Origin of the sequence: Algoriphagus halophilus, assembly GCF_041729275.1 — a bacterium.
Classification (GTDB): Bacteria; Bacteroidota; Bacteroidia; order Cytophagales; family Cyclobacteriaceae; genus Algoriphagus; species Algoriphagus halophilus_A.
Window position 1 is genome coordinate 3,438,345 of record NZ_CP146486.1, and the last position, 24,968, is coordinate 3,463,312.

General features: G+C 37.7%; 23 protein-coding genes and 3 pseudogenes. 12 read left to right on the forward strand and 14 right to left on the reverse strand.

What is annotated here, in order from left to right; genetic code table 11:
- The first annotated feature begins 17 nt into the window (after window positions 1-17).
- Window positions 18-311 (forward strand): hypothetical protein, encoded by a 294-nt coding sequence (locus tag V8V91_RS18400; protein WP_373396698.1) that lies wholly within the window; start codon window positions 18-20, stop codon window positions 309-311.
- 58 nt (window positions 312-369) lie between these two features.
- On the opposite strand, the pseudogene V8V91_RS18405 reads toward V8V91_RS18400, so the two are convergent.
- The 10 genes and pseudogenes from V8V91_RS18405 to V8V91_RS18450 form a co-directional block, all read right to left on the reverse strand.
- A pseudogene (locus V8V91_RS18405) lies at window positions 370-1,697 on the reverse strand (peptidylprolyl isomerase).
- 95 nt (window positions 1,698-1,792) lie between these two features.
- Window positions 1,793-3,106 (reverse strand): peptidylprolyl isomerase, encoded by a 1,314-nt coding sequence (locus V8V91_RS18410; protein ID WP_373400752.1) that lies wholly within the window; start codon window positions 3,104-3,106, stop codon window positions 1,793-1,795.
- Window positions 3,092-3,202, reverse strand: a pseudogene (locus V8V91_RS18415) (peptidylprolyl isomerase); the annotation flags it as partial. The pseudogene V8V91_RS18415 and the gene V8V91_RS18410, both read right to left, overlap by 15 nt.
- Before the next feature lie 63 nt (window positions 3,203-3,265).
- Entirely contained in the window at window positions 3,266-3,796 is a 531-nt protein-coding gene (locus tag V8V91_RS18420; RefSeq protein WP_373396699.1) for a hypothetical protein, read from the reverse strand.
- Window positions 3,797-3,888: 92 nt separating this feature from the next.
- On the reverse strand, window positions 3,889-4,296 hold the full coding sequence (locus V8V91_RS18425) for an ATP-binding protein (protein ID WP_373396700.1): 408 nt from the start codon (window positions 4,294-4,296) through the stop codon (window positions 3,889-3,891).
- A gap of 1 nt (window position 4,297) precedes the next feature.
- On the reverse strand, window positions 4,298-4,627 hold the full coding sequence (locus tag V8V91_RS18430; RefSeq protein WP_373396701.1) for an STAS domain-containing protein: 330 nt from the start codon (window positions 4,625-4,627) through the stop codon (window positions 4,298-4,300).
- Window positions 4,628-4,644: 17 nt separating this feature from the next.
- Window positions 4,645-6,710, reverse strand: a pseudogene (locus tag V8V91_RS18435) (GAF domain-containing SpoIIE family protein phosphatase).
- A 227-nt stretch (window positions 6,711-6,937) separates the two neighbouring features.
- Complete coding sequence (locus V8V91_RS18440; protein ID WP_373396702.1) at window positions 6,938-7,135, reverse strand: DciA family protein; 198 nt, start codon at window positions 7,133-7,135, stop codon at window positions 6,938-6,940.
- 242 nt (window positions 7,136-7,377) lie between these two features.
- Window positions 7,378-7,767, reverse strand: a complete 390-nt coding sequence (locus V8V91_RS18445; RefSeq protein WP_373396703.1) for a hypothetical protein — start codon at window positions 7,765-7,767, stop codon at window positions 7,378-7,380.
- The gene (locus V8V91_RS18450) at window positions 7,698-8,267 is read right to left on the reverse strand and encodes a coproporphyrinogen-III oxidase family protein (protein ID WP_373396704.1); all 570 of its coding nucleotides are present in this window, start codon (window positions 8,265-8,267) and stop codon (window positions 7,698-7,700) included. The genes V8V91_RS18445 and V8V91_RS18450 overlap by 70 nt, the downstream gene beginning before the upstream one ends.
- A 43-nt stretch (window positions 8,268-8,310) precedes the next feature.
- Between V8V91_RS18450 and V8V91_RS18455 the strand changes: the two genes are divergently transcribed.
- The 10 genes from V8V91_RS18455 to gldN all read left to right on the forward strand — a co-directional run bounded on the left by V8V91_RS18455 (window position 8,311) and on the right by gldN (window position 17,616).
- Complete coding sequence (locus V8V91_RS18455; RefSeq protein WP_373396705.1) at window positions 8,311-8,904, forward strand: hypothetical protein; 594 nt, start codon at window positions 8,311-8,313, stop codon at window positions 8,902-8,904.
- Between the two features lie 63 nt (window positions 8,905-8,967).
- Complete coding sequence (locus V8V91_RS18460; protein WP_373396706.1) at window positions 8,968-9,573, forward strand: hypothetical protein; 606 nt, start codon at window positions 8,968-8,970, stop codon at window positions 9,571-9,573.
- Between the two features lie 443 nt (window positions 9,574-10,016).
- Window positions 10,017-10,421, forward strand: a complete 405-nt coding sequence (locus tag V8V91_RS18465) for a hypothetical protein (RefSeq protein WP_373396707.1) — start codon at window positions 10,017-10,019, stop codon at window positions 10,419-10,421.
- Window positions 10,382-11,134 carry a DUF4271 domain-containing protein gene (locus V8V91_RS18470; protein ID WP_373396708.1) on the forward strand — a complete coding sequence of 251 codons (753 nt, stop codon included), beginning with the start codon at window positions 10,382-10,384 and terminating at the stop codon, window positions 11,132-11,134. The genes V8V91_RS18465 and V8V91_RS18470 overlap by 40 nt, the downstream gene beginning before the upstream one ends.
- A 30-nt stretch (window positions 11,135-11,164) precedes the next feature.
- Window positions 11,165-11,938 carry a uroporphyrinogen-III synthase gene (locus V8V91_RS18475; protein WP_373396709.1) on the forward strand — a complete coding sequence of 258 codons (774 nt, stop codon included), beginning with the start codon at window positions 11,165-11,167 and terminating at the stop codon, window positions 11,936-11,938.
- A gap of 76 nt (window positions 11,939-12,014) precedes the next feature.
- On the forward strand, window positions 12,015-12,995 hold the full coding sequence (locus V8V91_RS18480) for a type IX secretion system membrane protein PorP/SprF (protein ID WP_373396710.1): 981 nt from the start codon (window positions 12,015-12,017) through the stop codon (window positions 12,993-12,995).
- Between the two features lie 177 nt (window positions 12,996-13,172).
- Window positions 13,173-14,267 carry a gliding motility lipoprotein GldK gene (gene gldK / locus V8V91_RS18485; protein WP_074226709.1) on the forward strand — a complete coding sequence of 365 codons (1,095 nt, stop codon included), beginning with the start codon at window positions 13,173-13,175 and terminating at the stop codon, window positions 14,265-14,267.
- A 109-nt stretch (window positions 14,268-14,376) separates the two neighbouring features.
- On the forward strand, window positions 14,377-15,126 hold the full coding sequence (gene gldL, locus V8V91_RS18490; protein ID WP_373396711.1) for a gliding motility protein GldL: 750 nt from the start codon (window positions 14,377-14,379) through the stop codon (window positions 15,124-15,126).
- 36 nt (window positions 15,127-15,162) lie between these two features.
- Window positions 15,163-16,770 carry a gliding motility protein GldM gene (gene gldM / locus V8V91_RS18495; protein ID WP_373396712.1) on the forward strand — a complete coding sequence of 536 codons (1,608 nt, stop codon included), beginning with the start codon at window positions 15,163-15,165 and terminating at the stop codon, window positions 16,768-16,770.
- A 30-nt stretch (window positions 16,771-16,800) separates the two neighbouring features.
- Window positions 16,801-17,616, forward strand: a complete 816-nt coding sequence (gene gldN / locus V8V91_RS18500; protein ID WP_373396713.1) for a gliding motility protein GldN — start codon at window positions 16,801-16,803, stop codon at window positions 17,614-17,616.
- A 15-nt stretch (window positions 17,617-17,631) separates the two neighbouring features.
- Here gldN and uvrC read toward each other — a convergent pair whose 3' ends face one another.
- The 4 genes from uvrC to V8V91_RS18520 form a co-directional block, all read right to left on the reverse strand.
- Window positions 17,632-19,437: an excinuclease ABC subunit UvrC gene (uvrC, locus tag V8V91_RS18505; RefSeq protein ID WP_373396714.1), complete on the reverse strand. Its 1,806-nt coding sequence runs from the start codon at window positions 19,435-19,437 to the stop codon at window positions 17,632-17,634.
- Between the two features lie 61 nt (window positions 19,438-19,498).
- The gene (locus tag V8V91_RS18510) at window positions 19,499-21,805 is read right to left on the reverse strand and encodes a penicillin-binding protein 1A (RefSeq protein ID WP_373396715.1); all 2,307 of its coding nucleotides are present in this window, start codon (window positions 21,803-21,805) and stop codon (window positions 19,499-19,501) included.
- A 2-nt stretch (window positions 21,806-21,807) separates the two neighbouring features.
- On the reverse strand, window positions 21,808-23,172 hold the full coding sequence (locus tag V8V91_RS18515) for a tetratricopeptide repeat protein (protein WP_373396716.1): 1,365 nt from the start codon (window positions 23,170-23,172) through the stop codon (window positions 21,808-21,810).
- Between the two features lie 419 nt (window positions 23,173-23,591).
- Entirely contained in the window at window positions 23,592-24,428 is an 837-nt protein-coding gene (locus tag V8V91_RS18520; RefSeq protein WP_373396717.1) for a tetratricopeptide repeat protein, read from the reverse strand.
- Between the two features lie 143 nt (window positions 24,429-24,571).
- Between V8V91_RS18520 and V8V91_RS18525 the strand changes: the two genes are divergently transcribed.
- Entirely contained in the window at window positions 24,572-24,808 is a 237-nt protein-coding gene (locus V8V91_RS18525) for an AtpZ/AtpI family protein (protein ID WP_373396718.1), read from the forward strand.
- Window positions 24,809-24,968 lie beyond the last annotated feature (160 nt).

Consider the following 24,968-nt stretch of genomic DNA (forward strand, 5'->3'; position numbering starts at 1 on the left):
GTTTAAACCAGCCTATTATGGAAAATAAGAAATCAAGTACTCAGGATATAGAGAAAGTTCTTCAAGAAATTGGAGAAAAGATAGAAGAGCTCGTAAAAAAAGGGGCTGATGCCGGTGCCGAAGTCAAAGAAGAAATAGAACAGAAAATAAAGGACCTTAAAGAAAATAAAACAAGCCTTGAAGCTGAACTCAAAAAAGGAAAAGATCTGATTGAGAAAGAATTTAAAGAGCAAAAGGAGGCCTTTGAGCCAAAGTTTAAAGAGTCAAAAGGATTTTTAGAGAAGGGTTCAAACAATTTGGGTTGGCCTTGAAAGCCCTATTTGGAAAGAAATAAAAAATCCCGGAAGAATTAACTTCCGGGATTTTAATTTATCGCTCTTCAAGAGCTTTACATCGATCGTAGGTGGGGTCAATATCTATAAATACATCCTCTTTTGCTGTAACAAACCACTTCGACAAAAGATCGTCTTCTTTCTTTCTCAAAGTGGCAGCCTTCATTTTTTCATAGTCATCTTCCAAATTTGCTCTGTGCGCAGGGTATTTTGACTCATAAAATAGAATTCGCACTTTAGTTCCCTCTCTTGGATCTTCAAATCGAATAGGTTGGGTAACGGTACCTACCTCCATGCTGTCCAATGTGAAGTAAAGCACGGGATCTTCTAATGTTCTAAGGGTTAGTCTTTTTGAATTATTTGCCGGATCTACAAAGTATCCACCATTATCAGAAGTACTTCTGTCATCGGAATATTCCTTTGCAGCTTTCGCAAACTCAATTTTACCTTCTTGAATCTCAGTTTTCAAGCTGTCCAAATATTTTTCTGCTTTCAACAAATCTTCTTCTGAAGCTTTGGGAATCATCAAAATATGTCTGGTATTATAAGAGTCAGTTCTTTTTTCAAGTAATTGGATAAGGTGAATTCCAAAATCAGTTTCTACTGGATCGGAAATTTCACCAAGCTTTAATGACATGGCTGTAGCCTCAAATTCAGGTGCAAGCTCACCACTTCTGAAAAATCCTAAATCTCCACCTTGTGCTGCAGAACCAGGATCCTCAGAATATGCTCTAGCCAAATCAGCAAAATCAGACTTACCATCCAAAATATCTTGTTTGAATTGGCGAAGCTTAGTAAATATATCTTCTTTGATTTGAGGATTCACATCAGGTTTTTTGACGATTTGACCTACTGTTACTTCGGCGGAAAAGAAAGGAAGGGGTCTGTAGGAATGCTTTTGAAAAACTCTCGTACCTCTGCTGGAGACACACTGATACCTTCTGTGATTTTACCTCTCATCCTCTGAACGATCAGTTGCTCTTTAATAACTTCTTCAATTTCAGATTTTAATTGATCAGCAGTTTTTCCATACACTTCTGCCAAGGTTTCTTCATTGCCACCAAACTGCTGCATGACCATGTTGAATCTCTGATCTGTTTGCAGCATCACTTCCGCATCCGTTACCATTACCGAGTCAATTTCAGCTTTAGCAACCATTAATTTATTAACCATTAATGTTTCAAAGACTTCGCATCTAGTAGGAGGGGTTACTCCTTGTTGTCCTTGGGCCAATGCCTCTAAATAGGTTTTTTGAATATCTGACTCAAGCAGGATATAATTATCAACTTTAGCTACAATTTTATCCAATACCTGTCCAGTAGTGGCCGTGTTGGCAGCTTCTTGTGCAGACAAATTGGATAGCATGGAAAATGCTAATAAAGTAAGCGTTATTCGGTTTAATATTTTCATTAGTATTCGATCAATCCGTTTTTAAATTCGGCTGAGTAGTTATGCTTCAATTATTGATTTAGAGAGATAAAAGCTTCTTCTTTCACTTTTGGGTTTATCTCTACTGGATATTTACTTCTTAATTGCTCTAACAAGTCTTTTTCCAACGCCTCCTGATAGTCTTTAATTACCAGTCCTCTGGTTTCATTGAATTTTTTTGGACCTGCAGGAATTTGATCCCCTAACAGAACCAAGTGTAAGTGACCATTGGTTTCTATCTCTTGGTAATTTTCTGAGAGGTTAATTTTGGAAAGCACAGGATGTTGCTTGTATTCTATCAATCCCTTTTCAGTTTGAAATGCAAGAGGATTATTCTGTTTGTTGTTAGTCTCAAAAGCGTCTATGACTTCTTGAGAATAAGACTGTCCTTTTAATCTGGTTCTGGCTCCTTCAAGTTGATTGATATCCAAAACTTTCACGATGAAAGCATTTACTCGATCATCCCATTGATAATTTTGAATATTCTCCTGGAAAAAGACTTTTTGTCCTACGCTGTCTTCAATTCCCTTTTGCCATACTTCTTGGTTCATTAATGAGAATAAAAGAATTCCATCGTGGTATTCATTTAATAGCATTTGGTATTCTTTGTTATTAGCAAGAATATCTGCTTCCTCTGTTTGATTAAGAATAGAAGCGGTGAATCGGTCATACCAAGCATCGAAAGCCGTGGTCTTCGTTTTTATACTTAATTCCTGTTCCTGTATAAATGAAACCAAATCATTCATAGTATAGGTAGTACCTTGAAGTGTAAATAGCTCCTCATCGTCCAATCCCTTTGCAGCTACCGCCCCAGGAATTTGAACTTTCGTAAAGGTCTTTAATTCATTTTCCAAGTTCGCAACAGAAGATTCATTCTCATCGAAATTGTATCGTGCCTTCTGAATAGCCATTACCTGGGATTGGATCATGGTGGACCTAGAATCCCTCATAATCTTAGATCGAATATTGTCTTCTAGGTTTTCGAAGGAATCGATGGGTTTCTTTTCTTCCAATCGCAAAATATGGTATCCATACTTGGTTCTCACTGGTGGAGATACTTCCCCAATTTCAGTTAATGAAAATGCGGCCATTTCAAATTCAGGGATCATTGAACCAACTGAAAACCAAGGAAGCATGCCTCCGTTTTGACTAGAGGAAGGGTCTTCTGAATAATTCTTTACAATATTTTCCCAAATAGTACTTTCTTTTTGGATCTCGGCATAGATATCAGCTACTTTTCTTCTGGCTAAATCTTCGCTATTTGGATCATCCTCATCAATCCTTACTAAAATATGAGAAACTCTTACTTGTCCAGGATTAGGCCTTTTATCATTTACTTTAATGATATGGTAACCAAAATTAGTCATCACAGGATCAGAAACCTGTCCAGGTTGTAAAGAAAAAGAAGCATCTTCGAACGGTTGTACCATTTGTAATGCTGTGAAGTAACCTAATCTCCTTTATTGACTTTTGCCGAAGGATCATCTGAGTGTTCAACTGCCAATTCATTGATGTCTGCTCCGGCATTGATTTTCATCCCGGATTTTTAATGCCATTCTCAATACAATCAAACTATCCTCCTTACTTGCATTGGGAGGAAATTGAAATAGGATATGGCTTGCTCTTACCACTTCCTGCATTCTGGAATAGGCTTTACGAAGCTCTCCTTCTTCCAAGGAGTTTTTGATGAGGTAAGGAGCTTTTAAGTTTTCTTTGAAAGAGGCAAATTCTCTATTGAATTCTTCTGTTTTATCCAGCCCTAGTTCCTCTGCCTCTATCACTTTCAACTTGTAGTTGATAAATAAGTCCAGATTATCTTCAAACTCTTCCCTAGACATCCCTGCAGAGGTTGGAGTGGAGCCTTGACCTTTGGATAGCAGGTAGATTAATTCCTCTTTCTCTATCGCTTTGCCACCAATGGTCAATAGATTATCATCTTGGCTACCACCACCTTGCATGTATGCAAAAGCGGAGGCTACACTTGCCAATACGATAAAAAGAGAGAAAATAGATGCCGAAATTGATCGGTGATTCATGTAAGGGTACCTTAAATTCAGTGCAATTTTACAAATTTATCAGATAATAAAGGGAAATGACTGCTATGTAAGTGATTTAACAAGAATTAGCATCAAAACCACTTGATTAATCGGCAGGTGTTTTTCCCTTTATTGGACTCAAACTCGATTTCGTCCATTATGGTCTTTACCAAAATGATGCCTAATCCGCCTTTTCTTTTTTCGCTAATCACCTTTTTCAGATCAGGTACTTCATAATCCAATAGGTTAAAAGCTTTTCCTTTATCCGTGATTTCAAAAATTAATTTATCGGGCGATTCTTTTACTTCTAACTTAATTTGGTCGGAACCATTGCATTGATGAGAGTGGATAATCAGGTTAGCACATACCTCTTCCACTGCTAAAGTTAGCTGATGCCGATCTTTGTCAGATAAATTCAGTTCACTCAAGGTCGTTTGAAGGAAGCTCCTGAGATCTGCTAATGCAGTGGTTTTACAATATATTTTTAACTGATATTTCATTTTAAGCCTCTAGTGCAGCTTCCTTGGATTCGTAAATGTCAATCAATTGATCTAACCCCAAAATTTTGAAAACTTCAAATACTCTCGGTGATAGAGCAAATATTTTGAGGGTAATTCCTTCCTCTTGAAAATCTTCCAAATAGGACATAAACACGCCCAACCCCGCAGAGGAAATGTATTCTAGTCCACTTCCATCTACTAAAATGGATTTTGAACCTGATTCCGTCTCTTGCATTTTTTGATCTAAAATCACAGAGTTGCTGGCATCAATTTCACCTTGAATTACCAATAAATCGTGGTTATCTTCTTTATGTGTTTCTATGGTTAGCATATTGAACGCTGATTTCTTTATTCATCTGAAAATTTGACCACCATGATCGAATAATCATCATCTATTAACCCATCTCCTCCTACATATGCATGAAGAGAATCTATAATTTTTGTTTGGATTTCTTTGGGACTTAATTCATGGTACACTTCCAAGAGAGTTCTGATTCTTTCAAAACCGAACTGCTGGGATTTCTCATTTTTAGCCTCAACGATTCCATCTGTAAACATGACCAAAACATCACCAGAAGAGTAGTTAAATGTTTTTTCCTCAACGTGATTTTCATATTGCTTGTTTCTCAAAATCCCCAAACCTAGGCCATCTATTCCCAAGTATTCAGATTTACCCATATCATTTTGGTGCATTAAAGTAGGTACATGCCCAGCTCTTGAATGGCATATACTTTTTCCTTGGTATTGATTAGAAATATGGAGGCGGTGATAAAGTGATTCCTTTCCAAGCATCGACTTAAAGCCGCATTAGCTTTAATCATAAATTGGGCAGGACCAAGGTTTAACTGGATTAGACTTTGGAAAATTCCTTTCATCTGAGACATATTAAATGCTGCAGATGTGCCTTTTCCAGAGACATCTCCGATGATCATAACGTATCGGTCCTCATCAAGTTTAAAAGTATCGTAATAATCTCCTCCAACTTCATCTGCCGCATTGGAATAGGCAGATATGTCAAAAGTCTCATTATGATCTAACTTGGTAGGAAGGAGTGATTTTTGAACCCGCTGAGCAATTTTTAATTCCTCTTGGTAGCGCTCGTTTTGAATGGCCTGATTTAGTAATCGATGGTTTTCAACTGCAATACAAGCTTGGCGTACAAAAGTACTGATGATGTTGATCATCTCTTTGTTGAAACCATCTCTCACTTCTTTGCAAAGTACCATTCGGCCAATCGCCGATTTATTAATCACGAGTGGAACCAAAAGAATAGATTCAAATCGATCATGGTTTAGCCGAAGGGAAAGTGGGTTTAAATTTTCAGGTTTATTTTCCACAGCCCATTCTTGAGCTAATTTTTGATTTTGAATGATTTCACTAAGCTCTTCACGCATTCCTTTCTCCATGAATCGTTCTTGAAGGAAACCTTTTGCGCTTCCCTGATCCCCCAGTTCCAGCCAGGCAGCATCTGCATAAGCAGCACTCATGCAGGAATCTACCAGGATATCCAGGACCTGCTCTTCACTTTCTTCAGGTTGAATAGACTGACTTAATCTTTGGAAGTTAATCGCTTCGGTCAGCTTTTGTTCAAAAACTGAGGAAGTAGGAAGGTTAAATAAGGTAACTAGAAAGCAGAAAAGAGCATAGATAAAGATGAAGCTGAATAAGGAAACCAGAAATAAGTTGTCCGTCAAATTCACGACAAACAATCCCCTGTCACTATATAGTAAGATTTGGTAAAAAAGGTACCCACAGCAATTGATGATGATGAAGAGAAAAAGCAGGGATTTCCATTTTTCCCGAAATGTCAAATAAGGAATCCATTTGAGGTTAGCTGAAAGAATAACCGCCAAACCTACCAATAGAACAAACCCAAATAAAAAGCTGTAGTCAAATGAGTTTTTGTTGAAAAAAATAAAAAACATGGCTCCAAGCATGGCAAGTTCGTAAGCTTGCCATTGTTTTACCACTCGTTTTGTTTTTTGGTATAGGATCAAATGCTTCCATAGCAATGCACTGGATATCAGGAATACTGATATTAATGCAAAATTGACATGGTAGAAGAAATTTTTAAGGAATGGATCATTGAACAAATGGCTATCCCCAAGCAGGGAATAGAAAAGATTGATCATAATGGAAACAAAAACTGCTACTATTCCTGTCGAAGCAGCCCTCCATATCAGGTTCAGAAAGTCGTTTTGACTATTCTTATTAATGGAGTAATTGTAAAAGAGATAGACTGTTAAAAAGAAAAGAATCTCGAGTACCCAAGTGAATTCTGCCGCTATTCCAGATTCTAATTCATTTAATAAGCCAAAAAGTCTTACCAAATCCACAAAAAGCAATGACAACCAGACCAAAATGGCCAGGAGCATGCTAAGCTTTCCAATATGGATTGATGGTAATTTAATCATGGATTTTGCCCCACAATAATACTCAATGTGAAATAAATTAAGATCGGGACTAAAAGATTCTTGCTAGATAGAATGTTAAAAAAAGTAAACTTTAGACAGAAGTACTAATTTCTATTAGAAACATACTAAGTCTACGATAACTCCTTGACCAAATTTCGTTTCTATTAAAGAAATAACCTTTGCCTTATTCATCTGAAGTTCCTTCTTGATAGGACCAGAAGTCAATTTTACAAAAGCTTTTTGTCTTTGATGAAGACAGATGAAGTTCTGTCCGCTATAGTTTTCCCAACGATTTCTGGCCATGACTGAACCACACTTTTCTCCTGAAATTTATCTTCTAATCGGTAGGCTTTTAACAAATCCTTAAATGCTGATTCCAAGGGAGCCACTTCTTTCTTTCTGCCAAAAGGATTTTTGTTATTCATGGGTTGCTAAGTTTTAAATGAAAAGGGCGGAAGCGATGCTGTCAGCAAGTAGTTTTCCTTTTCTGCTCAAAGATAGGGTATTGCCCTTCCATATTAGCCAGCCTTCCAGATTCATTTTTTCTAAAATTTCTCTTTTCTCATACACTAGGTCTATTTGAAACTCCTGTTGGATTTTTCAAAATTAATACCCCATATGGTTCGGAGGCCAGTCAATAGGTATTCGTTAAGTACATCTTCCTTGCTCAATAATTCAGACTCAAAGGGGATATGTCTTGATCCAATGTATTAATGTACTTCGCATTATTTCTAGGGTTTGCTCCTCTATGGGTACCATCAAATGAATGTGCACTAGGTCCTACCCCTAAATATGGAATGCCTTTCCAATAATTGGTGTTGTGTAAAGCAAATTGGCCAGATTTGCCAAAATTAGAGATCTCATATTGAATGAAGCCCGATTTTTCGGTTTGCTCTTGCAGCATTTCGAATTGCTCGGCAACAAAATTTTCATCAGCCTCAGTGAATTTCCCTTCTTTTTCCCATTTTCCTAAGGCTGTTTTGGCTTCTACTGTAAGGGCATAACTGGAAATATGTCCAGGATCAATTTTATTGCCTCTTGTAAGTCGGACTCCCAAATTGAATGATTTGGGTATGGGTACCCATAAATCAAATCCATGCTGAACTTTTGGAACCCCATCTCTCTGGCTTTACCAATTGCAAGTCGGGATTCTTCTGCTGTATGAGCCCGGTTGTAAAAATGTAGTACTTCTTGATTGAAACTTTGAATCCCCAGACTCAAGCGATCAATGCCAAGGTCCTTCCATCCTTTCAAGTTTTCCGAACTTAAGTCATCAGGATTGGCTTCTAGTGTAATCTCTTTCCAATCGCAAGAAAAGTGTTTTTGGATCGTATTGAGTAGGGAGTCTATCATCCCTTTTTCTAGGAGGGAGGGGGTGCCTCCTCCAAAATATACCGTCTCAATGGCTGAATTTTTCAGGTAATTTTTTCTTAGGATCAGTTCTCGGTTTATTTTGCTGACCATTTCTTCCATTCTGCTCAGATTTGTGCTGAAATGGAAGTCACAATAATGACATGCCTGTTTGCAAAATGGAATATGAATGTAGATGCCAGCCAAGGTATTTCTCTTATTTTGTGAATGTATTCAATCCCTTTTCTCCTTGAAAAAGACCTTTTTTTTTATGTTTAGCCTGATGCTATTGATCTCGACGATTTCTTGGGGTCAAACCAAGTTGTGGTTGAAATGGGAGAGTTCTGATTCCTCTTATCGCCAAAATTGGAAAGAATTTCCGAATGAGTTGGAAAGGGAACAAGAATTAGACTCAATATTGGCGGATTTTTTTTCAAAGGGGTATTTGTCCGCATACTGGGATTTTTCTACTCAAAGGATTGATTCTATATCGGCCCAATTGAATCTGGGGGATAAATTTATATTGAAAGAAATAGGAAAAGGAAATCTTCCTGAAGAGTTGGTAAAGGAATATGGGCTTCCAGGTTCCGGTTTTATTGCTTGGAATCAATGGAGCAAAACTATTTTAAGAGAGTTAGAAAATAAAGGATATCCTTTTGCTTCCCTGAAATTGGATAGTTTGAGGCGGGAAGGCGAAATTATCTATGCTAGTACAAATTTAGATTCGGGTCCATTGATACGCTGGGATACGGTTCAGGTGCTTGGTTCCACAAAAACCAAAGCTAAATACCTTCAGAATTTGACTAGAATTCCTGTTGGAGGTTTTTTCACAAGAAGAGTTTGAGAATGCTAGTCAGGTGCTTTCCAGATCTCCTTATTTTGAACTTTCCTAATCCCCTGCTTTTACTTGCTTTTAGGGACTCAAAAAGCAAGCCCCATATTTTATCTAAGAGACAGGAATGTCAACGTGATGGATGGGGTGATAGGATTGCTACCCAATGAGAATGAACCTGGAAAAGTGTTGGTCACAGGTCAATTGGATCTCGAACTTTACCATTTGGGAGGAAAAGGAAGGAATATTGCGGTTCACTGGCAGCGGATGAATAAAGAGACCCAATCTCTGAACCTAAGTGCAAGAGAGTCTTTTCTGTTTAATTCACCCCTTCACATTTCTTTGGCTTTTAATCTACTAAAACAAGACAGCACCTTTTTAAACCGGTATTTTGGGTTAGAATTTGATTATCAAATTTCCAATAAGTCTACCATTCAATTTTTTACAAAACGGCAGGCCAGTGATTTGATTTCAACGGTATCCTACCAAGATGTGGAGGAATTGCCAGATTTGGCAGATTTCCGTTGGAATGTATACGGTATAGGAGTTGATTATAATGGTTTGGACCGCCTTTTTCTCCAAGAAGGGGGATATGGTTTCAGGCTGAGTTTGCTGCAGGGAATAAAAGGATCATTCAAAATACCGGGATTCCAGAGGAAGCTTATCAAAATATTGATTTGAATACACCACAGCTTGTTGCTACCATACAGTTAGAAAAACATTTGTATATCAAAAAAAGTTGGGGGATGTGGTTTCGAGGTAGTTCAGGATTTGTCAGAAACAAAAGCCTTTTCATAAATGACCTTTTCAGATTAGGAGGGCTCAAAAGCATAAGAGGCTTCAATGAAAATTTCTTTTATGCAAAAAATTATGGCTATCTCAATATGGAACAACGCCTTTTTTTGGAGAGGATTCCTACCTAATGATATTTACGGATGTTGGATTTTTAAAAAACCCAATCTGGAAAAGGAGAATGATTTCCCTGTTTCATTTGGGGCTGGCATAAATTTAGAGACTGGCAATGGAGTTTTTAGATTTATTTATGGATTAGGTAAATCTAATTTGCAACCTTTGTCTTTCTCTTATTCCAAGATTCACTTTGGTTATCTGGCCAGGTTCTGAGTATGAAGCAAAACGTATTTCTGTTAATAGTTTTTTGGCTGCTATTGGGTGTATCCTCAACATCTGCTCAGGTTTTGCAGGATTACAGTTCTTCCTGGGAAAAAGGGAAAGATGAAACATGGATCCGCCCAAATGACCGGTTGGTTGTCCAGCTGGATTTGAGCACCTTTCCGTTGGCTAATATCTCATTTTCATTTCCTGAAAAATCGGTCGTATTTATTGGAGAAAAATTATGGATCTATGCCGATGGGGATACTACTTTTTCAAAACCTATTGTTGAACTGGCCAATGAATTTGATCAAAACGATCTGGAATTGACAGTTTTCAAAAAAGGAATTGAGATCGGAGATGCCAAAATCAAAAAATCTTGCAGCCTACAGCGAATGCCGAGGGCATGGACATGGTAAACGAACAAGTGGGAGAGATCAGAAGATTTGACCGTCAAGACTTAAGAGACTTTTATTTTGTAGCCGTTTTGATCATTTTATTGATTTTGGCAGTGTATAAGGTGGCCTATCCTTATTTATTTTCATCCATTATTCGCCCTGAATCCTTATTGACTGCTGAGGATTTTTCCGACTCAGGTAGTCTTCAAAAATTCTTTTCTTCTGATGTATTGTTTTACCTGCTTCTGGTCAATTTGATGACTTCCTTGGTTGCGGTAATTGGGTTGGTATTTTATAGACAAGTATGGTTGGAAACCTGGATAGGAATTGACTTTCAATCTTTATTGATTTTATGGGGCCTTGGGGCAATTGGATTTTTCATCATTACCATTCTAAAGTTTATTGGAATTAGGATAGTTGCCTATTTATTTGATTTAAGAAGATTAGAGTTTGCTCATTTCTTTTATCTATTAAGACTTGTGGTGTTAGGAATTACTGGATTTGTCTTAATAATTGCATTTTTTTTAGTGAACGAATTTTCTTCTGCAAAAGAGGCGATAGGCATCTCATTGTCAGTGTTTTTCTGGGTTTATATTATAGGTGTGTTCGGTCTTTTTATAATAATGATGAATAGACTTAGCTTTAAGAAATATCATTTATTTACTTACCTTTGCATCGCAGAATTAGTGCCTTTTTTAATCATGGCTAAATGGGTCATGGTTTTAGGTCAGTAAGATTTGGATGATCAAAGCATAATAAACAGCATGAGTGCAGTAAGCAAAGACAGGTTAAGACCAGTAAAAAGTATCCTTGTTTCTCAACCAAAACCAGCGGGCGAAAATTCTCCTTATGTTCAGTTGGCAGAGAAGTATAATTTAAAGATTGATTTCAGACAATTTATTAAGGTGGAGCCCGTTCCACCCAAAGAGTTTAGAAAACAAAAGATTGATATCTTAAAGCATACTGCCGTTATTTTTACTAGCAGGAATGCGATAGATCATTTCTTTGCTATATGTAAAGACTTTAAGATCGAAATGCCGGCAGAAATGAAATATTTCTGCATTTCTGATCAGACTGCTCATTATCTTCAAAAGTATATTGTAATCCGTAAGCGCAAATTATTCGTAGGTCAAAAGACCGCAGAAGATTTATTTGATTACTTTAAAAAGCATAAATCTGAAAAGTATTTGTTCCCATGCTCCGACATCAGAAAAGATGTAATTCCTGAATACATGGAAAAGAATGGGATAGCGTTTACTGAAGCAATTATTTATCATACGCTTGCTGCAGATTTATCTGATTTGGCAGATGTGAAGTATGATATTTTGGCGTTTTTCAGTCCGTCTGGAATAAAATCCTTAAAAGTGAACTTCCCTGATTTTGTTCAAGGTAAGACAAGAATTGCAGCCTTTGGTCCAACTACAGCGAAAGCGGTAAGGGATCTGGATTTGATTTTGGACATTGAAGCACCGCTTCCAAATGCGCCAAGTATGACTGGAGCTTTGGAGCTTTATATCAAAAAGGCGAATAATTTGTAAATCTTAGAATCAATTTCTGTGGTTTTTCAGTTTAAATCATTACAATAGTTTTCAGATTCGAAAAAACCACGCTCAAATGATTCATAGCGGCCATTGGAAGTACTTTTTAAGTAGTCTTGTTTTAATCGCCATCTATGCCGGAGTATCTCCGGCGCTTGCTCAGCAGGATGCCCAGTTTACACAATACATGTACAATGGGATGTATTACAATCCTGCCTTTGCAGGAAAGGATGGAGGGTTTAGATTTTCTGCACTCCATCGATCTCAATGGGCAAACTACCGTACTTCTTCTGGTCAGCAAGGAGCGCCTGTCAGCCAATTGCTAACTGCACAAGGCAGATTAGATTCCAAAAACATTGGCTATGGATTAAACATTGTCAATGATAATATTGGAGCGAGTTCAAATTTGGAAGTCAACCTTCAGGGAGCTTATCACAAAAAGATAAATAGATCTAATATCAGTGTAGGAGTTTCATTTGGGATGTTTTCCAGCTCCTTGGATTATGGTGAATTGATTGTGGTGAATCCAGAGCCGAATTTGCCTACTTCGGGTAAAGAAAGCCAGATGAATTTCAATATTGGAGCCGGGGTTCTATTCGATAGAGGAGATTATTATGTAGGCTTAAGCAGTCGACATATAAATGAACCTAACTTTGATTTTGGAGATGGATCCTATGCAAATCAATTGAAAAATCATTCTTATTTATTGTTTGGTTATAGATTCAGACCAATAGGACAATTAGCGATTGAACCTAGTTTTTTATTAAAGACAGTTTCTTTTAATAATTTTTCCTATGATGTAAGCGTTATTGCTACACACCAAAATAAAATAAGTGGTGGATTGGCCTTTAGAGGGCAAGAATCCATTTCTTTTATCCTTGGTTACAGTATTTTAAAGGATAATTCCTTAAAATTGGGTTATGCTTTTGATTTAGTGGTGGGTGGAGTAGAAGCAAAAGCTCCTACTAGTCATGAGTTAATGCTCAGATATACTTTGTCTGATGTAAGTAGACAAGTAGAAAGGGTTATTCAAAGAACTCCACGATTTAGATTCTAGAATACTAGATTGAGAAATTTCCTAAAAAAGGCAGGAAAATTGAAACTTAAACCTGACTAAACCGTAGCTGGAAAATTTGGCAGGTTATTTGCATTATTGAGCCAAATTCAGCTAAATTTCGAAGCTTGAGACTATAGTATATTGGGCACTAATTTGATGAACTCAAAAACGTCATTTATGTATAAAAAAATGAATTTTCGTTTATTACCGATCACATTAGGATTGGCAGTAGCGACACTATTACCTGGCTGCGGTCTTTTTAATAAGAAAGGATCTGCCAGCGAAAAGGCTAATAGAAGAGGAGAAGTAACCGGAGTTCCTAAAAGGGAAAGTTGGCAACAAAACCTTCCATATGATATGGTTCCGATTAAAGCGGGAACATTTTGGATGGGACAATCTGATGAAGATATTGCCTATACTCAATCTTCGATGAATAAGCAGATTACCATCTCGGAATTTTTTATGGATAAATACGAGGTGTCCAATAATAAGTACCGCCAGTTCTTGGAAGCTGTTAAAAGCGGTCAATTGGAAACAGGTACTCCTACTACCTTAAAGGAGCCGCCAACTTTTAATTTGGATGAGTTAAAACCCGATACTACAGTTTGGTCCACCAGTTTTTCTTACCATTATGGAGATCCCTTGATGGAATTCTATTTTGATCACCCTGCATTTGACAACTATCCAGTAGTTGGGATTTCTTGGGATCAAGCCAAGCAATATTGTGAGTGGAGAACTTATCACATGAGAGCTAATGATGAATCTGAATATGATCTAACACCGTTCAGGTTGCCATCAGAAGCAGAATGGGAATATGCGGCCAAAGGTGGTAAAGATGTAGCTAAATACCCTTGGGGTGGTCCTTATCTAAAGAACAAGAGAGGATGTTTAATGGCTAACTTCAAACCAGGAAGAGGTAACTACATTGATGATGGTTTCCCATATACTGCTCCAGTAGACGTTTTTGCTCCTAATGGTTTCGGCCTATATAATATGTCAGGAAACGTTGCGGAATGGGTGTTAGATGCCTACGCAGCTACTTCCAGTGCCATAACTTGGGATTTGAACCCAGTTTATGATATTCCTAGTGAGCCTAGAAAGATTGTTAGAGGCGGAAGCTGGAAAGATATTGCGCATTATTTGGAAACTAGTACTAGAACCTATGAATATGAAGATGTGGCACAAGCACACATTGGTTTTAGAACAGTAATGACCTTTATTGGTCGATCTGGTTCCATGGACGTAAAATCATCAAGAAGAAGAAAGAGATAATACCAAACACATAAAATAATTCCACGATTAAAAACCTAACACCTTAATTACAAAATTACTCATGGCTAGCAACAGCAATTCATTTAAGTCAAAATTTTACGGCAGCATCATGCCAAAAATCTATGGTATCGGTGCGTCAATAGTTATTCTCGGAGCGATGTTCAAAATTTTGGATTGGGCTGGAGGTAACTTGATGATCACAATTGGTCTTACAACTGAGGCTGCGATCTTCTTTCTTTCTGCTTTTGAACCTCGTCAAGAAGAAGTTGACTGGTCTAAAGTTTATCCTGAATTAGCTGGCGGTGCTCCAGGTAATAAAAAATCCTCAGCAGCATCTGGTGATAACGTAGCTCAGAAATTAGATGAAATGTTAGCCAATGCCAAAGTAGGTCCAGAATTAATTGAAAGCCTTGGAAAAGGAATGCAAAATCTTGCTACTTCTGCAGAGAAAATGGGCAATCTGTCTGATGCCGCTGTAGCAACCAATGAATATGCAACAAATGTAAAATCTGCCGCAAAAACTTTGGTAGACATGAACGCTTCTTATAGTAAAACTGCTGCAGCTTTGACAGAAATGTCTTCTGCTTCTCAGGATGCTAAAGAATATCATACTCAAGTTCAAACAGTAACCAAAAACCTTTCTGCTTTGAATGCGGTGTATGAAATGGAATTACAAGATGCCAATAGTCATGTGAAGACATTAAATAAATTTTATTCTAACATGACTGCAGCAATGGAAGGCTTGACAGAAGCTGGAAAAGAAACCGAAGCCTTCAAAAATGAATTGGCAAAATTAAATCAAAATGTAAGTTCATTGAATAAAATCTATGGTGGAATGTTATCCGCTATGAAAGGTTAATTATACTCAATCATCTAGAATAGAAAAACAACAAAGATGGCAGGAGCTAAAGAGACACCTAGACAGCGGATGATCGGGATGATGTACCTGGTATTGACGGCCTTATTGGCCCTCCAGGTAAGTAACCAGATTCTCCAGAAATTTGTATTGCTTAATGACGGTATGGAGCGAACTTCTAGAAATTATATTTCTAAGAATGAGTTTACCGTAAATTCTATCGAGTCCACCGTAGAACAGCAAGGGAATAATGAAAAAGATGTTCCGAAAGTAGCAGCAGCTAAAGAAGTACGAGAGGCTACCAAAGAAATCTTTTCTTATTTAGAAGAACTAAAGCAACAATTGATTACTCAATCAAATGCGAAGAATGAAGAAGGAAACTTCGTGAGTTCAAGTTTGAAGAATACTGAAATTCCAGGAAACATGTTTGCCAACAATGGCAAAGGTGATGAAATGAAGGGAAGATTGAATGAGTATCCAACTCAAATTTCCCAAATTTTAAGTGGAATAGGAATTGATATGTCTTTCCAACCAATTGCAAAGGATGCAGGTGAAATTCCCCTTTTTGCGAATGATAGGGAAGTAAGAAATAAGGACTTTGTTGCATTGAATTTTGTGAAATCCCCAGTGGGAGCCGTGATGGCATTGATTTCCCAATATCAAAATGAAGTTTTGAATATTGAAAGTGAAGCTTTGGCTCAAATCACAAGTTCAATTGGTACATTCTACTTCAAAGCAGATATTGTCGAAGCCAGAATTGCAGCGACATCCAATGTAGTAGCAGCAGGCACCAAATTTGAAGGTGATATGTTTATCGCTTCCAGTTCATCTGCAGCAGCTCCTCAAATGACTTTAGATGGTCGTTCGGTACCTGTTGAAAATGGATTTGGTAAAATTGATTTCACAGTGACCCCAGCGTCTCAGTACGACGACAGAGGACTTGCTAAAAGAGTTTTGAAAGGCGAAATCGTGACCAATGTTGGTGGAGAAGATAAAGTTCTTCCTGTGGAATATGAATACTACGTTGCTCAGCCTGTAATTAAAGTTTCTTCTGAGGTAGTTCAGCAACTTTATGCAGATTGTGCGAATGAATTATTGATTGAAGTTCCTGCTTTAGGTAATACCTATTCTCCAGACTTCAGCCTTACAAATGGCCAGTCTATTAAAGGAAATACTCCAGGTCAATTAACTGTCATTCCAGGAGCTTCTGGAAAAGTAACCATTGGAGTAAGCTCAGGAGGCAATAAAATTGGAGATGTAACGTATGATATTAAACCAGTTCCAGAACCTTCTTTAGTTCCAGCAGCATCTAATGGATCTGAATTGGATGTAAGTCAAGCTCAAACAATCAGCTCTTTGACCGGTCTGAAAGTGTTGGCAAAACCTGAAGCCACTTTCGGTAGAACCATGGCTAAGGATGCTAACTTTGAAGTAACTGGCGGAGAAGTAAGATTACTTAGAAATGATGTGCCTCGACAAACCACTCAAATTGCCAATGGAAATAGCATTGCCATGAGACAGTTGATGGAAAGTGCTAGAGCTGGTGATGACATTGTAATCGTGGTTACTCAAGTAACTAGGACTAATTTTAGAGGAAATAAAATTCCTTCTACGTTGAATAAAGTTATTCGTATCGGAGTGAAGTAAGAATTCCCTACGAATCCAGATAAAATAATTATGAAAAATTTCCTTCCAAAATTGATCTTATCCTTGCTTTTTGCAGCAGCAATTGCCCCTTTGGCAAGTGAAGCTCAAATTGCAACTAGTGTGACTCCATCCGGGTATGGTGATCGGACCTTTGATATGGATACCATCTTCTCTGCGAAAAGAATTCGTGAGGATGATAAAATGTATCAAATTGCGGTTTGGAGAAGAATTGATCTTAGAGAAAAGTATAATCTTGCTCTATATGGATCAGGTGATGCAAAAAAGAATGGGATTATCAATTATATCTACAAGGCAGTAGTGGATGAAAATGCGCTAGAAGTTTTTACAGATGAAGATTTTACCCAACCTTTGTCCATCGCTGAATTCCAGGATAACTTCTGGTTAAATGCGACTGGTGATAGCATCTTTGTCAAGCAATTATATTATTTGGATTTCAAAGAGGATTTTGTATTTGATAAGCATCATTCTGACATGGTTTTTGACATCAAGTACTTAGAGTTGGTAATGCCATCTCAGACTAATTCAAATGCAGGTCAAAAGACAATCGCTTACATTAGGTACAAAGATTTCTATAATTACTTCAAAGATCATCCAGAAGCTAGATGGATCAATTTCAAGAACTTATCAAAAAGCTTGACTTATGACGAGGCCTTTGAATCCAGATTATTCAGATCTGTCGTTAGAAGATTTACAAATCCGGATGAAGCATTGATAGCCGACTTAGTGGATGCGGATAGTCCTAACCCTGAAGTACAGGCTTATATCAACTCACTTGAGTTTGAGTATAAACTCTTAGAATACGAAAACACTCTTTGGGAGTGGTAAAAAAAAAAGGGGCTTTTAAGCCCCTTTATTTTTTGCTATCCAATCGAATAAGTTTTGAGCCTTACTGGCCCCAATTACAGAGGCTATTTCTTCTTGGGTAGCTTCACTGATTTTTTTGACTGATTTAAAATGGGAAAGGAGTTTGTTGGCAGTATTTTCCCCAATTCCCGGAATGGCAGTCAATTGAGTTCCAAATGCGTTCTTACTTCTGACCTTTCTATGAAATGTAATAGCAAAACGGTGTGCTTCATCTCTAATCCTCTGCAATAGTCTTAAACTCTCCGACTTTTTATCAATGTGAATGGGGTAGGAGTCTCCCGGGAAATAAATTTCTTCCAACCTCTTTGCGATCCCTATAATTGGCATCTTTCCGTAAACGCCGAGTTCTTGCAGGGCTTCCACAGCCGAGGATAGCTGGCCTTTTCCCCCATCAATGACTACCAACTTAGGCATGGGCTTATTTTCCTCTAATAAGCGCTTATACCTCCTCGTGACGATCTCTTTCATACTTGCGAAATCATTTGCCCCTACAACTGTCTTGATGTGGTAATGTCTGTATTCTTTTATTGCAGGCTTTCCATGAAGGAAACAAACCATGCTGGCAACTGGATTAGTCCCTTGGATGTTAGAGTTGTCAAAACATTCAATGTGATCAGGGATTTCAGGAAGACTTAAGTCCTGTTGTAACTGTTTAATGACCCTATCTTTTTTATCCTCATTAAGCCCTTTTAATAAGGCTTTCTCCTTCTTATAATAAAGTGCATTTTTCAATGAAAGCTCTACCAACTTTTTCTTATCTCCAATTTTAGGTAAGATCAAGTTTAATCCTTCAATGGGCTCTTCTAATTCAATATTGATTAAGACTTCGTTGGCATCACTTTGAAATTGATCCTGAAGTCGTACAAGGGCTGTAATGAGGAGTTGCTCCTCATTTTCATCCAGACGTTTTTTCAGTTCTACGTTTTTGGAGACGTTCATGGCTCCATTTTTTACCCGCAGGTAGTTTACATACGCAGCTTTTTCATCCGAGACTATCGTACATACATCCAAATTGGAAATACTAGGGTTAGCAACCAGTGATTTGGCTTGATATTTTTCTAGTAGGTCTAACTTTTCCTTGGTTTTATGTGCTTTTTCAAATTCCAAGTTTTCAGCATAATGCTGCATTTCATTTTTAAAATAGGATTTGGCAATCCCTAAATTCCCCTTAAGAATATGTTTGGCATGCTCCAAATCTTTCAAATAATCTGGTTCTTTTTGAAGTCCCACACATGGTCCTTGACAATTCCCAATATGGTATTCCAAACAAACTTTATACTTCCCCTCAGCGATTTTGTAAGGAGATAAATCCAGATTGCAGGTTCGAATGGTGAATAACTCACGTATCAAATCAAGCACATTGTTCATGGCCTTTACACTCGCAAAAGGGCCATAATAAGTGCCTTTTTTAGGAATCATCCTTCTTGTCTGAAAGATTCTAGGAAAATTCTCATTGGGGAGTAGCAGGTAGGGATAAGTCTTGTCATCCCTAAGTAAGATGTTGTACTTCGGTTGAGTTTTTTTGATCAGGTTATTTTCTAGTAAAAGTGCATCAAACTCACTGTTTACAATCGTAATCTCAATTCTTTTGATTTCCCGAACCATTCTTTTGGTTTTGAGATTCACCCCTGAATTTTTATTGAAATAGCTGGAGACCCGTTTTTTTAAACTTTTCGCTTTACCTACGTAAATCAATTCGTTTTCCGAATTGAAATACCGATAAACTCCCGGTTGATCAGGGAGTGATAAATGTTCTTCGGGTGTATAAGAAGATGCCTGCATGTCCTAAAATTAAAAAACAGCCTTGGATTTAGGCTGTTTTTCTAGCTAGTGTTTGTTGAAATTAGAAATCATTCTTTTTCACATCGTAATCAAAGTCTGCGAATCGCTGACTTTCTTTTTCATAAACATCACAATCAATTTCAATACTTAATGGTCTTTCAGGTCTTGGGAATGGACCTTTGGTATAGCCTAAACTTTTGTCAGCATATACTTTCTCCATGTATTTCACCCAAATAGGTCGGGCAGTTCTACCTCCTTGTCCTGCAATCCAACTTCTAAAGTGTATGGCTCTGTCATCTCCACCAACCCAGGTTCCAGAGACTAAATCTTTGCTGATTCCTATATACCAACCGTCAGAGGCATTTTGTGTGGTTCCAGTTTTTCCTCCCAATTCATTGCCTTCACGTAGTTCCCAAGGTACTCCCTGACTGGTTCCACGATCCTCTTCAAATCCTCCTCTGAGCATATAAGTCATCAAATAGGCATGCTCTTCACTCATTGCAGGACGTTTTTTGGCAGTGAACTGCTGAATGACATTGCCATTTTTATCCTCAATTCGATCTATATAAAAAGGTGTCGTATGTTCTCCTCTATTTACGAAGGTTCCGAAAGCCCCTACCATCTCATAAATACTTACGTCATTAACACCTAATGCTAAGGCCGGTACTTCTTCCAAGTCACTGGTAACTCCTAATCTTCTTGCAGTTTCTACCACAATTTTAGGACTCAGCTTTTTCATCATATAGGCTGTAACAGAATTGACCGATTGGGCCATCGCCTTGCGAATCGTCATTTTTTCATAAGTGAATTTTCCATCAGCATTGTCAGGGCTCCATGTAGGTTGCCCAGGAATAAATACTTCCACCGGCTGGTCTATTACCGAATAGCATGGACTGTATCCATTTTCTATTGCTGCGGCATAAACAAATGGTTTGAATGTTGATCCTGGTTGTCTCTTTCCTCTTTTAACATGGTCAAATTTGAAATATTTATGATCCATTCCACCTACCCAGGCTTTGATTTGACCGGTATGGGGGTCCATACTCATAAACCCAGTCTGAAGGAATTTCTTATAATATCTCAATGAATCCATGGTACTCATGAGCGTATCGATTTCTCCCTTCTCCCAGGAGAAAACTGTCATTTTCTTCTTTTCATTGAGTTTTAAATCAATGGAATCAGTGTCATTTCCATATCTGATTTTCAACAGTCTGTAAGCTTCAGTTCTTTTGACTGCGTCCTCAATGAAGTTTGGAATTACTCGATTGTCTCCGTCAACCCAAGGGTCTCTATTTCCCATTTCCTTATAAAATGCTTTTTGAAGTGTTGCCATGTGTTCGGCCACTGCCTCTTCAGCATATCGTTGCATTCTACTATCAATGGTGGTATAAATTTTTAATCCATCCCCATATAAATCATAGGAGGTGCCATCAGATTTCAAGTTTTCTTTTGCCCATCTGATCAAATCTGCTTTGACAATTTCCCTAAAGTAGGTTGCCAATCCTTTGTTTTGGTTGGCCACATTATAATCCAATTCGATCGGTAATTGGGAAAGGGAATCAAATTCTGCTTCGGTCAACTTGTCATTTTTAACCATCTGGTACAAAACCGTATTTCTCCTTCTTAAGGAATTTTCAGGATTGTAAACCGGGCTATAATAGGTAGGTGCTTTAAACAACCCGACTAAAACAGCTGCTTCCTGTACATCCAATTCGTCAGGGCTTTTATTAAAGAAAGTTTTGGATGCCGTTTTGATACCATAGGCATTCGATCCAAACTCAGATGTATTTAAATAAAGTGTAAGAATCTCGTTTTTTGTGTAAGCTCTTTCCAATTGAGTGGCTACAATCCATTCTTTGGTCTTGATGATCAACATTCTTAGCCCAGGCACAGAACTTAAGGTGCCTTGAGAGGCATCAGTTCTAGTCTTAAACAGGTTTTTGGCAGTTTGCTGACTCAATGTTGAACCCCCACCTGCATCTTGTCCAAGTAAGATGGATTTGACAAATACTCGCATCATAGCGATCATGTCAATCCCAGAATGGTCTTCAAACCTTACATCTTCAGTAGAAATTAAGGCATGAACCAAATTCGGAGAAAGCTCCTCATAGGTGACAGGACTTCTATTTTCTCTGAAATAGGTCCCTAATAATACTCCATCTGAGGAATAAAGCTCGGATGCTAATTCACTTTCTGGATTTTCAAGCGCTTTGAAATCAGGTAAAGTTCCGAATAAGCCCAGAAAATTGATGCTCACCATCCACACGAAAAGGATGAAACCAAAAAAACCAGCCACAAAGGCTAGCCAAATGAATTTGACTATTTTTTTGGCCCAGCCAGAGGATTCAGGTTTTGAATTTTTACTCATAATTACTTATAAACTGACTTAAAGAAAGTCCTGTATTCTTCTAAATTCTTTGTTTTATTCAGTTGTTGGAAGTTTTCAATTGAAATGACAAAAGAATCATTTTTTATTTCTTCTGTGATTTCATTGGACTTAAAATCCGTTAAAAACAACTGGTAATACGCTTTTGCTTTTTCCGCATTGCTAAAAGGGGAAATAATAAAAATAGCATGATCACTATTCATATTCATATTTCCGGTTCGTAACCTAGCGTTTTGGAAATTCTTAGTATGAAAAGCCTCTAAGTCTCCTAACAAACCTTCTGCATTTTCCATTTCATCTGGACTCATTACCAATACAAAGATATGTGTACTCGATTCATTGACCTTGTAAGGTGATTCTGGTAGGTTTTCAAGTCCTTCATTATTGGATAAATCGGGATTCGCCAAATTTGCAGAATCTAATGCAGTGCTATCTGATTTATTTAGAGAAGCGAGTTCTTCACTAGACATCAAGGGTCTAAGCATATTTCTTGCCAATTCTATCAGATTTTCATCTTTTGAGTTTTGGATATATGCTTCCAGTCGCTGGCGATATTGCTGGCGGCTTTCCAATTTCCCGGTAATCATGATGTCCAACAATAAAATACGTTCCGTATTTCGGGTTAATGGATATTCTTCTAAGGTATTGACGATAATTGCACGGGCTTGTTTATAGTCACCTTTGTAATAGGCATCATAGGCCAACTCGTAATTTTTAGAAGATGCCAAATAGGCGAGATTTCCTGAAGCGGCTTCTGGATTATTTACCGAGTAGGTGTATTGAGAATCCGGGAATTCATTATTGAGCCTCGCGATGTATTGTTGGAAATTTCCACCCCGATCTCTCTGGCCTAAGTATAATAAGTAATAGGCTTCAGGTTTTCTACTAGAATTAGGGTATTCTCTAACCAAGGTTTCTAAATTTTCAATACTTGATTCTACTTCTCCTAATTCAAAGTAAAGTAGCTTGCCCAATTCAAAGTAAGATTCTTCCAGCTCAAGATTTAATTTGGAAATATCTTCCTTAGAGCTTGGAATCTGTGCGAGAAGAGTTTCTAAATCCGGTAGCTGATTTAATGGATTTGCAGCTTCATCCACCCCTGTAGAATCGGCCTCAGTAGGCGCTGCAATAGTAGGCTCAGTACTTTGAAAACTTGCAGCACTTCTTCTCCAATTATCTTGAATGGGTCTATTTCCCCATACCCGATAAAATTCGATGGTCCCTTGTTGCATGGCCACAGAATTATCAAAGTAAAAAGTAGACCCGGACCCTCGGTCATTGAATGCCAGCAGATTGTCAAAAATGCTGTTGCTTTCAGGCTCCTGTTTTGCCGCTGCTTCCGCGAGCAAGCGTTCTTCTTCTTTTTTATAAAATTTTCTGCAATGGCCTTTTGTTCCTCAGGAGATAAGCGAGCCAAACTAATCAGACTATCATTGGATGTGATTCTCTCCAGATGAAAAACATAATGATCCAGTGTTTCCTTTTGTTCATTGATTTGTTCTGCAACTGGGTCAGTTTCTTTGATATAGGTTAATGCACTATCGAGATAATATTTGGTGGCTCTGTAATCTTTATAATTATCGAGGTTGATTTCAGCAAGTTTTTGATAGATATATCCTTTTTGACGCGGATTACTTCCAGGCTCTTTGGCTGCCTGATGTAATAATTGAAGTGTCTTGAGTGTGTCTCCTTGTTTTTCTTCAAAAGAGCCATTTCATAAACGACCACATCCTTGAGATCTTTGTTTTTGGGGTCGTTATATAAATCTTCATAATAGCGTCTCACCTTTCGAAGGTCTTTTGATGCATTCAACTCCGCTACTTGTTGGGCGTAAAGCTGCGCAAAAGCTTCGCTCATAAGGAGGGTTTCCATCTTGGGAGTTGTTGTAAAAGTCATAAGCCAGCGCATCCAAACCGGCTTTTTGATAACGTTGTGCTAGTATAAAGTTGATGCGAGATTCTTCTTTATTATCGTCTACATAATCCAAAGCTTTTGTTAAGGCTCCGATTACGCCATTGGCATCATTTCTAGTTTCATAATAATAGGCCAGTGTTCGATAAAGTTGATATCTGTTTTCGTCGTTGATTCCAGATTCTTTAGATAAATAATCAATGGTGAAATTGGCATTTTCAAATTCTTTCAAATCCACATAGAGCTTCAAAAGTGAAATCAAGGTTTTATGTCGGAGATCTTTGTCTTTACTATTGACATTGACGAATTTGAATGTGTTTTGGGCATCATCGAAATGTGATTGTAAATAATCGATCTTGCCTAATAAATAATAGCTATCATCGACCCATTTACTGATTCGGTGCCATTCCACTGCTTTAGAAGCCAATTCTCGAGCAGATTGCAAGGTGTCAGCAGATTCCTGAATAGAGGAGGAGTCAATTGGGATAAAGACAGGCAGGACTTGGGTATAATCCTCCTTATAATTGCTTTTAACTAAGTTTTCTACATTTTTGATTTTGACATCAGCGAGGTAATACGCATTAAAATGCGAGGTTAAATTATGAAAAGTACGGTTTGTAAAGGTATTTCGCTCAGAAGAGCAGGCAAAGGCAAAAATTAATAAGACCAATGCCAACCTCGAAATTTTAATCATGAATCAATTTGCCCAATTTCCACACCAAAATAGGCTTTTTGGCTTACTTATAGAACGGATTATGCAATCAAATATTTTTTGATGGAGGAACTGATCTATTTAAGCCACAATAATTGGTTAATTTTAAACTCATCCAATGATTTATGGAGTCCCAAAAACCAGCTAGAAAAGATTCTAAAGAGAACAAAACACCGGTATTTGTCAAATACATAGGTTTGTCCTTCCAATTATTCGGGATCATCGGTGCAGGGACTTTTTTAGGTTGGTGGATACAGTCAAAAAGTGAGATGAAGTTTCCGATTTGGTTATTGCTTTGTTGCTTTGCTTCGATCGCCATCGCATTTTATCAACTATGGAATATGCTGAAGCAGGATGAATAAGCATTTTCATTTTTTGGGTAAATTGCAGCAAATTTCAAAAACTGTTATGCTTCAGAACTTTCATGTCCGCTTTTTTATGTTTACCGGGATCATTTCTTTGCTCATTTTTCTTGTGCAGCAAACCCTCCCTCAGGTGATTCATGAAAAGATTTGGGGGATT